The organism is Pseudomonas idahonensis, from assembly GCF_037903935.1.
In the GTDB taxonomy this organism is placed as follows: Bacteria; Pseudomonadota; Gammaproteobacteria; order Pseudomonadales; family Pseudomonadaceae; genus Aquipseudomonas; species Aquipseudomonas danubii.
Genome location: NZ_CP149586.1, coordinates 5,230,656 through 5,244,665, shown reverse-complemented (window position 1 = coordinate 5,244,665; position 14,010 = coordinate 5,230,656). Strand labels below are relative to the sequence as shown.

Sequence of the window (14,010 nt, the reverse complement as noted above, 5' to 3'; positions counted from 1 at the left end):
ATGTTGCAGGCTTTTGCTCGCATGGCGGGTACCGATGTTGCAGGAATCATTGATGTCCAGGGCAGCCTTGGTTTTGCCGAGCTAGACCAGTTGCGCGAGGCCTTCAGTGCCGAATTGGAAGGGTTGCAGCAGCCGGTGGTGGCGTTGTATGCCAGCCATGGCCGGGCCCTGTATGCGGCGCTGCTCGCGGCCCTGTCCAGCGCCCGGCGCGTGGTGTTCATTGACCCGGCGAGCAACCTGGATGAGTTGGCGCCAGTGCTCGAGGGCCTAGGCGTGAACCTGATCCTCAATGGCACAACCCGGCCCGGCGCGCAACTGAGCGCCTACTTGCCGGTGCTCGACTTGCTGCAGTTGCAGTCCCGGCCCGTAGCCCCTGGCCGTGCATACCCGCTGCGCTGCCAGGAGTACGTGATCTTCACCAGCGGCTCCACCGGCGAGCCCAAGGCCATAGTGCAGCGTATCGAGGCCCTGGGTCGGCACATCGATAACTACATCGGCTATGTCGGTATCGGCCCCGGGCAGCGTGTCCTGCAACTGGCTTCCGCTGGCTGGGACGCCGGCCTGATGGACATATTTGCCAGCCTGAAGACCGGCGCCACCCTGTGCAGCCTCAATCCCCGGGAACATGACTTCGCCGCCGTCGAGGCAATGATCGCCGAGCACGACATCGACGTGCTGCACATGACCGTGCCCTACCTGCGAGCCTTCTACAGCGACGCCAGCGCCACTTACGCCCGGCCCAAGCGGTTGGTGATCGGTGGCGAGATCATCCACCCCTCGGACATCCAGCGTTTCAACCAGGCCTTTGCGCCAGGTTCGCAATTGTTCAACGCCTACGGGCCGACCGAGTGCACCACCGCGCTCTACGCCAGGATCGATCAGGGGCAGACCCTGCAGGACCCGACCTGGGCCCTGGATCGTCCGGTGGAGGGTGTAACCCTGGAGATTGCCCAGGAACTGGGGCAGCCCTATGGCGAGGGCGTGGGTGAATTGCTGCTCTATTCCTCCCTGGTTGCCCGGCGCCTGGACCCGGCCAGCGGGCTGATCGTCGAACTGACCCAGCCCAGCCCCATGGACCCGCAGCGCCCGTGCTACGCCACCGGCGATCTGGCGTGCCGCCTGCCTGATGGCGCCATTCGCCTGCTGGGGCGCAAGGACTCCATCGTCAAGGTCAACGGGCAGAAGGTCAGCCTGGTTCAGGTGGAGTCGGAGCTCAAGGCCCTGGCCCAGGTGCAGGAAGCCTGCGTGATCGCCCATCAGGCGGGGGATAACGTGGCCCTGGTGGCCTTTGTCATTGCCCGCGACTCCAGCCTCGACGAAGACCTGCTGCGTCAGGCCGCCAGGGCCGCGCTACCCGCGCACAGGGTGCCGGCGCGGTTCATGCTGGTGGAGCGTTTCGCCCTGAACCGCAATAACAAGATCGACCGGCAAGCGCTCGCGCAACTGGCCGCCAGTGCCATGGCACCAACGTCAACAGAGGCCGCATCGGAGCCTTTGTGGCAGGCCATCGGCCAGGTGCTCGGCGGGCAGAGTGCGGACCCGGCCAGGAGTTTTATCGACAATGGCGGTGATTCGCTGCGGGCCTTGCAGGTGGTCGCCACGCTGAAGAGAAAAGGTCTGGTGCTGGACCTGGAAGAGCTGCTGTCGGATCAGGCACTGGGGCAGTTGCAGCTTCAACCGGCGAAGGCCAAGGCCCGTCCCGGAGTTTCCCGAGCACAGGCCATTGGCTTGCCCAATCGGCGTTTTCTGCTCAGTCGCGGGATCAGCGACCTGGACCACTGGAACCAGGCCCTGGTGCTGGATATCGCCGAAGGCGAGGAGCCAGGGCGGGTCAGCCAGGCGTTGCGGGCGATATTCAGCCATCACTTCATCGAGCACGGCGTGCAGGACCTCGGCTTGCTGCCCGCCACGACGGACCTGCAACAAGCCGTGGCCCAGACCTGCGCGACCATCTCCCTGAGTCAGGGGCAGCACTTGTGTTTCAGTCAGCAACAGGACGCCGATGGCCACCACCTGATCATTGCCGGGCATCAGTTCCACGTCGATCGGTACTCCTGGATGCTATTGGTTTCCGAGCTGGACGAATGCTTGGTACGGGGCCTGGAGTGCATGCAGCGCTGGGCTCGGCCAACGGCTTTCGAGGAGTGGCAGCAGACCTACCAGCGTGAGCATGCCGCTGCTACCCATGAGGCGTTCTGGGAGGCGCTGCCGTGGAGCCGCTGCGGGGCGTTGACGGAGCAGCCGCCCGAGTTTCCCCGGCGCGAGGCTTTTCGGCGTGTCGAGCTGTCGCTGGGGCCGGTCGGCGACCTGCCGCAGTGGGCCCAGGGCGTTGCCGAGACCAGCCAGCTGTTGCTGGCGGCGATTCTCCGTGCCATGAGCCAGGGCGACGACAACCCGTTCCAGAAAGTCCATGTGCTGGATCACGGCCGGGCCCTGGACAAGAGTGGCGCCGAGCTCAACAGCGTGTTCGGTTGGCTGACGGTGATCTACCCCCTGGTGTTGCAGATCACCAGCCTGGACCTGCAGGCGATTGCCGGCGCAATCAAGGCCAGCCAGCAGGCCAGCCAGGGGATCGCCCACAGTTTCGGCAACCGCTATTTCGCCACGCCCGAGGCCGAGCGGCTCAAGGGCCTGTTCGATTGTGGCTACAGCTACAACTTCCTCGGCGCCGTGGAGAACCAACCCGGGGCCCGGGTCGGCGTGCATCCCTTGAGCCTGCAGTTGATGCAGGGCAGCCCCAGCCATCACCTGGAGTTCACCGGCTACCTGGCTGCGGGCGAGCTATTGCTGAAAATCGATTACGACCCACAGGTCTTCGGCGCCGAGCGCCTGGAGTCGTTGCTGAGCGGAATCGTCACTGCCTTGAACTAGAGAAACCTCCATGAACGCCATGCCCGATAACAACAAGAAACCTCGTTCACTGGTTGCCGTGCTGATGTTTCTCGGTTGCCTGCTGATCTGGTCCACCAACTGGATCGCCATCTCCCTGCAGGTGGAGCGCAGCGACGTCGGCTCGTCGCTGATGCTGCGCTTCCTGATCGCCTATGGCGTGCTGTGGTTGTGGCAACGGCTGTTCGCTGGCCCCCGGCAACCGGTGGCACGCAAGGCCTACCTGCTGATGGCCACGGTGGGGGCGGTGTACTTCTATGCCGGCATTGGCCTGGCCTACCTGGCCACTGCCTACCTGGGCGCTGCGCAGATGGCCTGCCTCAGCGCCTTCGTTATTTTCTTCATCATCGGTCTCAAGCGGGTGTTCCTGCATGTGCCGGTGGCCTTGCACAACCTGCTCGGCGCAGTGGTGTGCATTGCCGGGCTGGGGGTGTTCATGCTTGGCGATCCGGGACGGCCGCTGTCGCTGGCTGGGGTGGCTCTGGGGCTGACGTCCTTTCTGGCGGTGGCCATCGCCTCGGTGCTTTCCGAACATATCCAGAAGACCTTCCAGCTCGGCACCCTGCACATCAACAAGGTCGCGTCCGGCTGGGCCTGCGCCCTGTACGCCATCAGCCTGCTGCTCAGCGGCCAGGGGCTGCAGCTGCCCGCAACCCTGGCCGACCTCGGCATCCTGCTGTACCTGGGGGTGGTGTGTTCGGCATTGGTGTTCGTGCTGTTCATCGACCTGATCAAACGCATGGGCGCCGAAAACGCCGGCTACGTCGGCGTGCTGTACCCGATTGGTGCCAGCTACCTGTCGGCGTGGTTGGGGGAGACGCCCCTGAGCCTGCACCTGATGCTCGGCAGCGCCCTGGTGATGCTGGGCAGCCTGATCAACTTCAAGTTTCGCTACCACCCCGCCCCCAAGAAAGTGGAGTTCAGCTGAATGAGCAATGTACGGATACGCCAGGCAACCACGGACGATCTGATCGGTATTTTCGAGGCCCACCGCAACTCGGTAGAGCGCCTGTGCACCTCTGAATACAGCGATCAGCAGATCCGCATGTGGCTCGATGGGCGCTCGCCGGAAACCTACCGCGAAGCCGTGGAAAAGGGCTTGTTGTGGCTGGCCGAGGGCGAGCAGATCGAAGGTTTCCTCGAGCTCGACGGCAACGAGATCAGCAAGTTGTTCATGCGTGGCGACGGTGCCAGGCGCGGTATCGGCAGCCGCTTGCTGGAGGTGGCACTCGCTCGACTGCGGGCCAGCGGTGCCCGTTCCGCCTACCTGGAGGCGACTCTGACGGCCGAAGGCTTCTATGCCCATCACGGCTTCCAGAAGATCGGCGAAGGTACTTTCAGCCGAGGCAACAGCCCGGTCTCCATCGAAATCATCAAGATGGAACGCCCGCTTTGAGCTGACCGTCAGCGGCCACTTCAGCACTGCAGGTTCTGCCCGCCCCTGATTCGCAGGGGCGCGGCCGGCTGCACCCGGAAAACGGCACACGAGGCTTGTCCAAGATGACAGGGATGTTATTGAAACTAACGGTGCTCGATCAGAATCTGTGTGCCGGTTGCGGCGCCTGTGCCCTGGTGTGTCCAGAGCAACTGATCAGCTTCGACCCGGATCGGGTGGTGCCTTTGCTGGAGGGCATCGGCGACAGTTGCGGGAGTTGTACCGAGTGCCTGGCGGTGTGTCCGGGGTTGCAGCCGGATACCGATCGCGCCGAGCTGGAGTTGTTCGGTCGTACCCGCCGCGCCGATGAGCGCTGGCTGGGAATCAGCCGCCAGGCCATCGGCGCGCGCTCCACCGATCCGCAGATTGTCCGGCGCTCGGCCAGCGGCGGCACCGCCACCACCTTGTTGCTGACTGCTCGGGACCACTTCGCCGTGGACCTGACCCTGACCATGGGCCGTCACCCCGAGCAGGGCTGGCGCAGTGCCCCGCAGCTGGGCAGCGCCGCACAGGCGATCATCAACAATGCCCAGTCCACCTACCAGTTGGCGCCTTACCTGAATGCCCTGCGTGAAGTTTACGAACAGCAGCCCAAGGCACGCATCGCCCTGGTGGGGCTGGCTTGCCACGTGCAGGCGATCCGCAAGTTGCAGCGTCGGGACACGGCCATCGGCCACTGGGCTCGCAGTCAGATCGTTTGCGTGATCGAGACCGCCTGTTCCTCCAACACCTTGCCGGCCGGCACCCGCAGCATCATCAGCGAAGTGCTGGGGCAGGACCCGCAACAGGTCCGCGGCATCAAGTACCGCGAAGGTGATTACCCCGGGCGCCTGCAAGTCACCCTGCTGGACAGCCAGACCTTCGGCATCGATTTCTGGGAAATCCTCGGCAAGCTCAAGGACAACAAGACCTTTCGCTGCCTCAGTTGCGGTGACTGGATGAGCGGGCTGGCCGACGTCAGCGTCTGTGACGGCGACCCGAACATTTTTGAAGCCAGCCTCAACGGCTCCCAGGAGCAGAAACACGGCCGTGCGCTGATCCGTACCGAAAGGGGCCAGGCCCTGGTGGACAGTGCGATCGCCCACGGCCGGCTGGAAAGCTGGGGCGTCGACCTGAGTGGCTTCAACCTCGGCCTTGAACGCAAGAAGAACCGCCGGCGCTTCTATGAAACCCAGCCGCTGGTGCTGCCCGCCGGCCCCGGCGTGGGCGACTCCTTCGACGACGAAGCACTGGTGGACGACGCCGAACTGATCAACCCCGCCAAGTACAGGAGTACCCCATGATCGATTATCCTGACCGGCCCATCGATTTCACCCTGGACCGTGAACAGCAGGTCTGGGCCAACATCGACGACTACTTGCCGTCGGACAAGTCCATCAGCCACCGGATGATCCTGTTCGCTGCGCTGGCTCGGCACCCGGTGCGCCTGCGGGACTTGAATCGGGGCAAGGCGGTGACCCTGTTGCTCGATGCCCTGCAGCAACTGGGCCTTGAGGTCACGCCGGGGCAAGCACCACAGACCCTGGAGATCAGCGGTGAGTTCGCCCAGGCAACCCATGATCGGCGGGTCGACCTGGGGCCCTCCAGCGCTGCGGCGCGGCTGTTGATCGGGATGCTGGTGGGGCTCAATGTGCCGTGCATCGTCGACGGCGACGAGACCCTGCGCAATCGTCCCTTCGACTGGATCGTCGAGCCCTTGAACCAGATGGGCGCCCACCTGGAGTACCTGGGCCGACCGGGAGCGCTGCCAATCCGCATTCATCAGGCGTCGTTCCAGGGCGGTGCGGCGCAGATCCGGATTGGCAGCGCCCAGGCCATCAGTACCTTGCTGTTTGCCGGGGTCGCGGCACGCAAGCCAATGTCGATCCGTTACCCGGTGGTGGCCCGGGATCACACCCAGCGCATCATCAACAGTTTTGGCGACTGGCTGCAGGACGAGCAGTTGCAGATCCACTATCAGCCCCGTGACTGTGCGATCTCCACCGAGATCAGCGTGCCCCGCGACCCATCGGCCATTGCCTATCCCGCGGCGTTGTTCCTGCTGTGCAACCGCCACCAGGAGCAGCAGTGCCTGAGCTTCGACAACCTGTGCCTGAACCCGACGCGCCTGGGCTTCTTCAACTGGCTGCTGGCCTGCGGCTTCAACCTGACGCTGGAAGTGGACAGCATTCGCCATGGCGAGCCGGTGGGGCGTCTGCTGCTGCGCGGCGGTGGCCGACCCAGGGCCCACGACTTGCGCGACAAGCATCAGTTCCACGCGATGATCGACGAGGTGCCGCTGGCCCTGGCCATCAGCTGCGTGCTGCCGGGAAGTGCGACCTTCAGTGACCTTTACGAACTGACCTTCAAGGAGTCGGACCGGATCGCCGCCACCCGCAGCATGCTCAATGCCCTGGGCCTGGACTATCGGGTCGAGGGCTACGACGTGCACGTGTCGGGCGGGCAGACACCGCGGGTGCAAGGGGCGATCCCGACCTTCGGTGACCATCGCCTGTCGATGACCGCTCACGTATTGCTGCTGGCCCACGGGCTCAAGGCCACCATCCTCGAAGGGCATTGCTACCAGACTTCCTTTCCAGGGTTCGCCCAATGCCTGGATCGCCTGACCGGACGGGAGGCCTGATGCGCGCTGATTGCTACACACTCACCGCCTGTGGCGCCAATGGCGTGATCGCCCTTGAGGCGCCGCTCGCCGCACTGGCGGCCACCGAAGTGCGGGTGGCGGTGGACTATTCCATGGTCAGCCCGGGGACCGAGCGCCACTACCTGCAGCAGGTTCGCGAGACGGGCGAGCAGTTGCCACTGGGCTATTGCGCGGTCGGGGTGGTTCACGCAGTGGGGGCCAAGGTTGCAGGCTTGCAACCGGGGGACCGGGTGGTGGCCATGGGCTGGAAGATCGCCACCCATTCCAACTGGATCCAGGTGCCGCAGCGCCTGGTGTGCAAGGTGCCGCCGTCACTGACTCAGGACCAGGCGATTCTCGCCACCCTGGGCGCCACGGCCGTGCACGCGGTGGACCGTGCGCAATTGCAGGCGGGGGAACAGATCCTGGTGGTGGGCATGGGCCTGGTGGGCAAGATGCTCGGCCTGGTGGCGGCCTGTCATGACGCGCAGATCTGGGTGGCCGACCTGAACCCGGCCGCCATCGATCCGGGCCTGCCAGTGCAGGTGCTCGACCTGCTGGCCGAGCCTGGGGCGATGGCCGGGCGCTTCACCCGGATCTTCCTGTGCATCGATGGCGATATCAGCGCCTTGTTTCCGCGCTTGCTGGCCCTGCTCAATCCGGAGGGTAACGGGCAGACCCGTTCGCGGCTGGTGAATGTCGGGCGAGTCAGCCTGACCCTGGAGCTCTCGCCGCAAATGGGCAACATCGACATCGTCAACGTTTCCCGCTGCGGCAACGGTTATCGCGACGACGCTTACCATCATGGCCTCAAGAACGTGCAGTGTCCGTTAGGAGAGGCCACGGTTGAGCGCAACATCGCGCGTTGCCTCGACTATCTGGTGACCGGCAAGGCCTGGCTGGAGCACTTGCGGCGAGTCGAGATGGACCTGGAGCAGGCGTTGCAGACCTACAACTCAGAGGCGTTCTTCGCCCCTGGAATCAACCTGATCAAGCACAGGGACGATTAACGGCATGGGCCATCTATCTATTGCTTCGCGCCTGGATGAAGTCTTCGCTCGCCACGCCACGGACACCGCGCTGAGCTGCAACGGCGCACGGCTCAGCTACCGAGAGCTGGAGCAGCGCTCGGCCGCTGTGGCGGCGCGGCTGCTGGGCCTCGGCCTGTCGCCGGGCAGCACCCTGGGTCTGGAGGTGGAGCGTTCGATCGAGCAACTGGTGCTGCTGGTGGGCATGGTCCGGGCAGGCCTGTCGTACTGCTATCTGGACCGCAGCAATCCGCCCCAGTGGAACCAGTCGGTCTGCGAGCGCAGCGGCGTGCATTGGCGCATCACTCAGGAGGCTGCCGGTGGCCCCGGGTATCTGGCACTGGAGCCATTGCTGGCGCCGACGGATGAGCGGCCGTGCTGGCCGCAGCTAACCGGTGCCGAGCCGGTGTACGTGAACTTTTCCAGCGGCACTACTGGCGCACCGAAGATCATTCCCTGCACCCATCGCGGGGTGTTGGGCTTTTGCGACCGCCCGCGACACTTTCCGTTGCAGCCGGGTTTTCGCATGCTCTATGCCTCGAACCTGACCTTCGATGCCTCGCAGTTCGAGATCTGGACCGCGCTGCTCAATGGCGGCGAGCTGCATATTCATTTCCCCGGTCCGCTGACCCTCGGGCACCTGCGGCGTTACATCCATGACGCCGGGGTCGACAGCCTGTGGCTGACCTCGACCCTGTTCAACACCTTCATCGACATCGATCGCGACTGGCTGCGGGGTGTCCAGCGGCTGATGGTCGGCGGTGAGGTGCTGTCCGCGGGGCATATCCAGCAGGCCTATGCCGCCGCCGACGGGCTGACGCTGTACAACGGTTATGGCCCCACGGAAAACACCATGGGCACTTGCGTCTATGCCATTCCCCGGGACTTTGACAGCACCCGGGAGATTCCCATCGGCCATGGCGTGGACGATGCTGTCTTGCTGCTGGTGCGGGCCGACGGGCAGGAATGCGATGTGGATGAGCCCGGTGAATTGCTGATTGCCGGAGATGGGCTGTCCCCCGGTTATCTTGGGGACGCGGCGCTGACCCGGGAGCGCTTCATCGAACGGCCGTGGCAGGGCCAGACTCTGCGTTGCTACCGCAGCGGTGATCTGGTTTCCCGCGATGGCCAGGGGCTGTATCACTTTCACGGCCGCAGCGATGACCAGATCAAGTTGCGTGGCCAGCGCCTGTCGTTGACTGAGGTGGCTGCGGCCTTCAAGCGTTATCCGGGAATGCTCGACTGTGCGGTACTGCTGGATGATCGGGGGAGCGAGGCGCAGTTGCTGCTGGTGTACCTGGAAGCCCCCGGTGTCGAGCCTGGGGCGCTGGCCGAGTATGGTCGGCAACGCCTGCCGCCGTTCATGCTGCCGCAGCGCTTTGTCGGGCTTGAACGCTTTCCCCTGCGGGCGTCCGGCAAGCTGGATATCGCTGAACTGAAGCAGCGCCTGTGCGGCGAGCATCGGCCCCGGGACGTGGACGATTCGGCGGCGGGGCGTTTTCTCGCGCGCTTTGGCGTGTTGGCTCATGACCGTCAGCGCAGTTTCTTCGACAACGGAGGCAACTCACTGGGGGCAATCAAGCTGGTGGATACGGTGAACCGGCACCTGGGCCGCGAGGGCCTGGGCCTGGAACAGTTCTACCGCATGAGCAGCCTGCAGCAGTTGCTGGACTGGCTGCAGGCGCAGCCCGTTTTGGCGCCGTTGCTGGAAAGGGGCACCGAGCAGTACTACGTCACGCCACTGCAGCAGGAGTCGCTGTCCGAAGCCCATGCAGGGTTTTCGATCAACAGCCACCTGGGGCGTTTTGCCGTGGTCCGCGCCACCTCCGCCAGCCAGGCCCGGGAGGCGCTGCGCAACGTTCCCGAGCCGTTGCAGGCGGCTGGCGACAGTCGCTGGATCGGCCTGAACAAGAGCCAGTTGTCGATGGTGTATGCCGAGCTGTTGCACAAGGACCTGCGGGCCAACAACGTGCTCTATCTGTTCCGGCCCGAGCAGTTACCGGCCGCCGGAGTGGACCTGGCGACGCTGGCCCAGGGGCTGAAGCAGCGTTATCCGCTAGCGGGCTGCCGAGTGGCCCGGGTCGAGGGCGAGTACTGTTTCGACCTGGCTCCCGAGCCGCCGGCGCGCCTTTGGCTGGACGCCGTGGCGGAGTTCCCCAGCCAGGAGGCCTGTGTGGAACACTTCCTCCAGCGGCCGCTGTCATTGTTCGAACAGGACCTGTGCAGCCTGTTCAAGGTGCGCATTGACGGCGTGCTGCATCTGGGGCTTTGGCTGCATCACATTCTCGGCAACCACGTTGGACAACTGAGCTTGCTGCGCAGCGTTGAGCAGTTGGCGCAGGACCCGCAGTCGATGCCGGAGGGGGCTGATTTCTCCTTTATTGGCAACAACCTGATGCAGGTCGAGGACTATGAACGCCTGGCAGATGGCGGCACCGAGGCCTGGGAGCAGGAGGCCGAGGAGTATGCGCCGCTGGCCGATGTCGCGGTGCCGGCGGCCATCGCCCAGCCGGTACAGATGCGGACGCGGCTGGCCATGGACCCGATGAAGCTGGCCTCGCCGCAACGTCTGTTCCACCTGTTGCAGGCGTTTCGCCAGGGCTGTGTCGGGGGACTGGGAATTGAGGCGCCGATTGTCAATCTGCTGTTCGCCTGGGCCGAGCAGGCGGTGATCAGCGGTTTTTCCACTTACACCGTGCCGGTGCCGCTGACAGCGGGGCGATTTGCCCAGGGTTGCGAGCCGCAAGCCGCTATGGACTACCTGAATGCCAAGCTGGCCCGAGCGGCGCTCGGCTATGAGGAGATACTCGCTGCGCTGGGCTTGTACGGTTTTGCTCCAGCGTTCCTGTGCAACTTTGTCGAGCTGCCGGCCAGTGATGCACAGTGGCTGCATACCCGAATCGCCAACCCAGTCACGGAGTGGCCCAAGACCCTGCTCGATCTGACGGTGGTCAAGTCGGCCCAGGACTGCGAGGTGCTGCTCAACAGCTATTTGCCAGAGCCGCAGGCCCGGGCCTTCCTTGAGTCTTTTGTTGCGGCGGGGGAACGGGGATGAAGCTGATCTGCTTTCCCGACTTTGTCGGCCATCCGATCTGTTTTTCTGCCCTGGGGCGGGCGCTCAAGGGGCGGGTGTCGCTGGTGCAGGTCAACTACAGCGACTACTGGCCCTATTCCAGTGTCGGCGCCCTGGCGCGAGACATTGCCCAGGAGCATGACCTGAGTACAGTGGACGCGGTACTGGGTTACTCCTTCGGCGCCTATGTAGCCGCTTGTTGCGTGGCACAGCGGACCGCGGCGAGCGCGCCGCAGCCCGTATTGCTGGTGGACCCGCCACGGCTGGCGGAGCTACGGGGACTGGACCCGGCCGCCATTGCTCAACGCCTGGAAGCCGACCCGCAGTACGACTACATCGACGACCTGGTGGATGCGCAGTTGGTCAGCCGCGACTGTGTCCACGGCAATATCCTGCTGCTCTCTGAGTGGCAGGCCGTGTCGCTGAAGGGGCGCGCGGTGGATGTGCTGTTGTCCGCTGGCCGCAGCGCCGAGGCGCTGGCCCAGGGCTTGGGCCTCGATCCGGCCCAGGACAATCGCTACTGGCGGGATGAGCGGAGTCACCATGCTTCAGTGATCAACAGCCCTGATGTGGCGACCTGGCTTCTGGATCGCAGCGCCCTGCCGCGAATCGCTTGGTGAGCGGTTGTGGGCTGTTCGAGGTGGGGGAAGTTCCCGTCGGGTCGTTCCTTGCACCTCCTGGTGGTGCATGCCGGACCGGGGCTGGGTAGTGTTCGGCCCGACCGACGGTCCAGGCGCGTCTTGAACGCGCCCGGGGCAGATACGGAGCCGGTGGGGCAGGGCGTGGCTGTTAGGCAGAATAGGCTTTTGAATACCCTGGATATTCTGTAGCCTTGCGCGGCTCCAATGCTGTCCGTACCTGATGAACTCACTCTCCCGGCGGGGCCCTAAGCGGTCCGGAGCCGGTGGTATACTCGACTTTCGCGCCCAAGCGCCTGCAGGTCTTGCGAACATGACGCAAATTTCTGAACGCCTTCTGGTTCAAGCCCACCTCGACGCCAAGCAGCCCAAACCCTTGAGCGCTGAGCAAGAGGCCCATCTGCGTACCGCCATCGCTGCCGAGCTCAAGGCTCAGGATGCGGTGCTGGTTGCACATTTCTATTGTGATCCGGTGATTCAGGCCCTGGCCGAAGAAACCGGTGGCTGTGTTTCCGACTCCCTGGAAATGGCGCGCTTCGGCAATGCCCATCCGGCCAAGACCGTCGTGGTTGCCGGTGTCCGCTTCATGGGGGAAACGGCGAAGATTCTCAATCCTGAAAAACGCGTGCTGATGCCGACGCTGGAAGCCACTTGCTCTCTCGATCTGGGTTGCCCGGTGGATGAGTTCTCGGCTTTTTGCGATCAGCATCCCGAGCGTACCGTGGTGGTGTATGCCAACACCTCGGCAGCGGTCAAAGCCCGCGCCGATTGGGTGGTCACCTCCAGCTGCGCCCTGGAGATCGTCGAAAGCCTGATGGATAACGGCGAGAAGATCATCTGGGGGCCGGACAAGCACCTGGGTACTTACATCCAGCGCCAGACCGGTGCCGACATGCTGCTCTGGGACGGTGCATGCATCGTTCATGAAGAGTTCAAGTCCAAGCAACTGGAAGACATGAAGGCGCTGTACCCAGAGGCGGCGATCCTGGTGCACCCGGAGTCCCCCAGTTCGGTGATCGATCTGGCTGACGCCGTTGGCTCCACCAGCCAGTTGATCGCGGCCGCACAGCGCTTGCCGAACAAGACCTTCATCGTCGCTACCGACCGCGGCATCTTCTACAAGATGCAGCAGCTGTGCCCGGACAAGGTGTTCATCGAGGCGCCTACTGCCGGTAACGGCGCGGCGTGCCGCAGTTGCGCCCATTGCCCGTGGATGGCCATGAATACCCTTGAGCGCACCTTGCAGTGCCTGCAGCAGGGCAGCAACGAGATCCATGTGGACCCGGCGCTGATCCCTAATGCGGTTCGGCCGCTCAAGCGCATGCTGGACTTTACCCAGGCGGCGCGGATGAAACTGGCGGGTAACGCCTGATCGGCTTTCTCCCGTGGTCATGAAAACGCCCCGATCTGTCGGGGCGTTTTTGTGAGTGGCGGGCTATTTCTTTTTCTTGGGGATACGCACCAGCTGGGTATTGGAATAGATGTCGTGCCAGCTGCGTTTCTGCTTGTCCACCAGCACCCAGAAGAAGCCCAGGCCGGCGCACAGCCAGGACGCGATGGACACCATGAAACGCAACAGCGCCTGCCACAGGCTGATGCGGCTGCCATCGGCGTTCTGCACCCGAATGCCCCAGACTTGCATGCCCAGGGTCTGTCCGGAATGGGTCCAGAACTTGGCGAAGAAACCGAACAGCACGAACAGCAGTACGGTTGAGTACAGTGGATCGCCGTCCAGGGCTCCAGACTCGGTCAGGGCGCGCATCCGCGTTTCGCCGATGATTTGCATCTGGATCAGTTTGTAGAGGCCGCCCGTGACAATCAGCAGGGCGACGCAGAGTAGAAAATCATAGAACATCGCTGCCAGGCGACGACCCAGACCGGCGGCGGGGAATTCGCCTTGGGGGCTTAGCAGATGTTTCGACATGACAGGCTCTCGACTGAAAAAAGAAGCCATTTTACGGAATTGCGCGCACAAAAAAGCCCCTGATGTCAGCATCAGGGGCTTTTTCGTTACAGACGATTAAGCTTCTGCTTGTACTTCGTCAGCCTGCATGCCTTTCTGGCCTTGCACAGCGATGAAGGTCACTTTTTGGCCTTCTTTCAGGCTCTTGAAGCCGTTGCCCTGAATGGCGCGGAAGTGTACGAACAGATCCGGACCGCTTTCTGGAGTGATAAAACCAAAACCTTTCTCGTCGTTAAACCACTTGACGGTACCGCTCTGACGTTGGGACATTTCTTATTTCCTTTGACGCTAAAAAATTAATGACAGTCTCTTCCTCATGAAAGAGTACTGGGCTGGGTTGCAGGAAAGTAAGAGACGTCGA

At 63.6% G+C, this 14,010-nt stretch carries 11 protein-coding genes; 9 read left to right on the top strand and 2 right to left on the bottom strand.

The features are described 5' to 3' along the window. The 9 genes from WIN67_RS23580 to nadA all read left to right on the top strand — a co-directional run bounded on the left by WIN67_RS23580 (position 1) and on the right by nadA (position 13,058). A complete protein-coding gene (locus WIN67_RS23580; RefSeq protein WP_339070106.1) occupies positions 1–2,871 on the top strand; it encodes an AMP-binding protein in 2,871 nt (956 codons plus the stop codon). 10 nt (positions 2,872–2,881) lie between these two features. Then, a complete protein-coding gene (locus tag WIN67_RS23575; RefSeq protein WP_102880684.1) occupies positions 2,882–3,817 on the top strand; it encodes a DMT family transporter in 936 nt (311 codons plus the stop codon). Beyond that, positions 3,818–4,285 carry a GNAT family N-acetyltransferase gene (locus WIN67_RS23570; protein WP_339070105.1) on the top strand — a complete coding sequence of 156 codons (468 nt, stop codon included), beginning with the start codon at positions 3,818–3,820 and terminating at the stop codon, positions 4,283–4,285. A gap of 113 nt (positions 4,286–4,398) precedes the next feature. Next, the gene (locus WIN67_RS23565) at positions 4,399–5,607 is read left to right on the top strand and encodes a Coenzyme F420 hydrogenase/dehydrogenase, beta subunit C-terminal domain (protein ID WP_249735702.1); all 1,209 of its coding nucleotides are present in this window, start codon (positions 4,399–4,401) and stop codon (positions 5,605–5,607) included. Further along, a complete protein-coding gene (locus WIN67_RS23560; protein WP_339070104.1) occupies positions 5,604–6,947 on the top strand; it encodes a 3-phosphoshikimate 1-carboxyvinyltransferase in 1,344 nt (447 codons plus the stop codon). The genes WIN67_RS23565 and WIN67_RS23560 overlap by 4 nt, the downstream gene beginning before the upstream one ends. Continuing rightward, on the top strand, positions 6,947–7,957 hold the full coding sequence (locus WIN67_RS23555) for a zinc-dependent alcohol dehydrogenase (protein ID WP_273906812.1): 1,011 nt from the start codon (positions 6,947–6,949) through the stop codon (positions 7,955–7,957). Before WIN67_RS23560 ends, WIN67_RS23555 begins: the two co-directional genes overlap by 1 nt. 4 nt (positions 7,958–7,961) lie before the next feature. Continuing rightward, positions 7,962–11,030 (top strand): AMP-binding protein, encoded by a 3,069-nt coding sequence (locus tag WIN67_RS23550; protein WP_339070103.1) that lies wholly within the window; start codon positions 7,962–7,964, stop codon positions 11,028–11,030. Next, the gene (locus WIN67_RS23545; protein ID WP_339070102.1) at positions 11,027–11,668 is read left to right on the top strand and encodes a thioesterase domain-containing protein; all 642 of its coding nucleotides are present in this window, start codon (positions 11,027–11,029) and stop codon (positions 11,666–11,668) included. The genes WIN67_RS23550 and WIN67_RS23545 overlap by 4 nt, the downstream gene beginning before the upstream one ends. Positions 11,669–11,999: 331 nt before the next feature. Further along, on the top strand, positions 12,000–13,058 hold the full coding sequence (gene nadA, locus WIN67_RS23540) for a quinolinate synthase NadA (protein WP_102860573.1): 1,059 nt from the start codon (positions 12,000–12,002) through the stop codon (positions 13,056–13,058). A 63-nt stretch (positions 13,059–13,121) separates the two neighbouring features. Here the strand turns inward: nadA and WIN67_RS23535 are convergent, their stop codons facing one another. Beyond that, entirely contained in the window at positions 13,122–13,610 is a 489-nt protein-coding gene (locus tag WIN67_RS23535) for an RDD family protein (protein ID WP_102880677.1), read from the bottom strand. A gap of 96 nt (positions 13,611–13,706) precedes the next feature. Beyond that, on the bottom strand, positions 13,707–13,919 hold the full coding sequence (locus tag WIN67_RS23530; protein ID WP_007977299.1) for a cold-shock protein: 213 nt from the start codon (positions 13,917–13,919) through the stop codon (positions 13,707–13,709). Positions 13,920–14,010 lie beyond the last annotated feature (91 nt).

What these genes read in the sequence shown, in the direction of transcription:
- WIN67_RS23580 (WP_339070106.1), top strand. Translation starts at nt 1, where the DNA reads ATGTTGCAGGCTTTTGCTCGCATGGCGGGTACCGATGTTGCAGGAATC.
- WIN67_RS23575 (WP_102880684.1), top strand. Translation starts at nt 2,882, where the DNA reads ATGAACGCCATGCCCGATAACAACAAGAAACCTCGTTCACTGGTTGCC.
- WIN67_RS23570 (WP_339070105.1), top strand. Translation starts at nt 3,818, where the DNA reads ATGAGCAATGTACGGATACGCCAGGCAACCACGGACGATCTGATCGGT.
- WIN67_RS23565 (WP_249735702.1), top strand. Translation starts at nt 4,399, where the DNA reads ATGTTATTGAAACTAACGGTGCTCGATCAGAATCTGTGTGCCGGTTGC.
- WIN67_RS23560 (WP_339070104.1), top strand. Translation starts at nt 5,604, where the DNA reads ATGATCGATTATCCTGACCGGCCCATCGATTTCACCCTGGACCGTGAA.
- WIN67_RS23555 (WP_273906812.1), top strand. Translation starts at nt 6,947, where the DNA reads ATGCGCGCTGATTGCTACACACTCACCGCCTGTGGCGCCAATGGCGTG.
- WIN67_RS23550 (WP_339070103.1), top strand. Translation starts at nt 7,962, where the DNA reads ATGGGCCATCTATCTATTGCTTCGCGCCTGGATGAAGTCTTCGCTCGC.
- WIN67_RS23545 (WP_339070102.1), top strand. Translation starts at nt 11,027, where the DNA reads ATGAAGCTGATCTGCTTTCCCGACTTTGTCGGCCATCCGATCTGTTTT.
- nadA (WP_102860573.1), top strand. Translation starts at nt 12,000, where the DNA reads ATGACGCAAATTTCTGAACGCCTTCTGGTTCAAGCCCACCTCGACGCC.
- WIN67_RS23535 (WP_102880677.1), bottom strand. Translation starts at nt 13,610, where the DNA reads ATGTCGAAACATCTGCTAAGCCCCCAAGGCGAATTCCCCGCCGCCGGT.
- WIN67_RS23530 (WP_007977299.1), bottom strand. Translation starts at nt 13,919, where the DNA reads ATGTCCCAACGTCAGAGCGGTACCGTCAAGTGGTTTAACGACGAGAAA.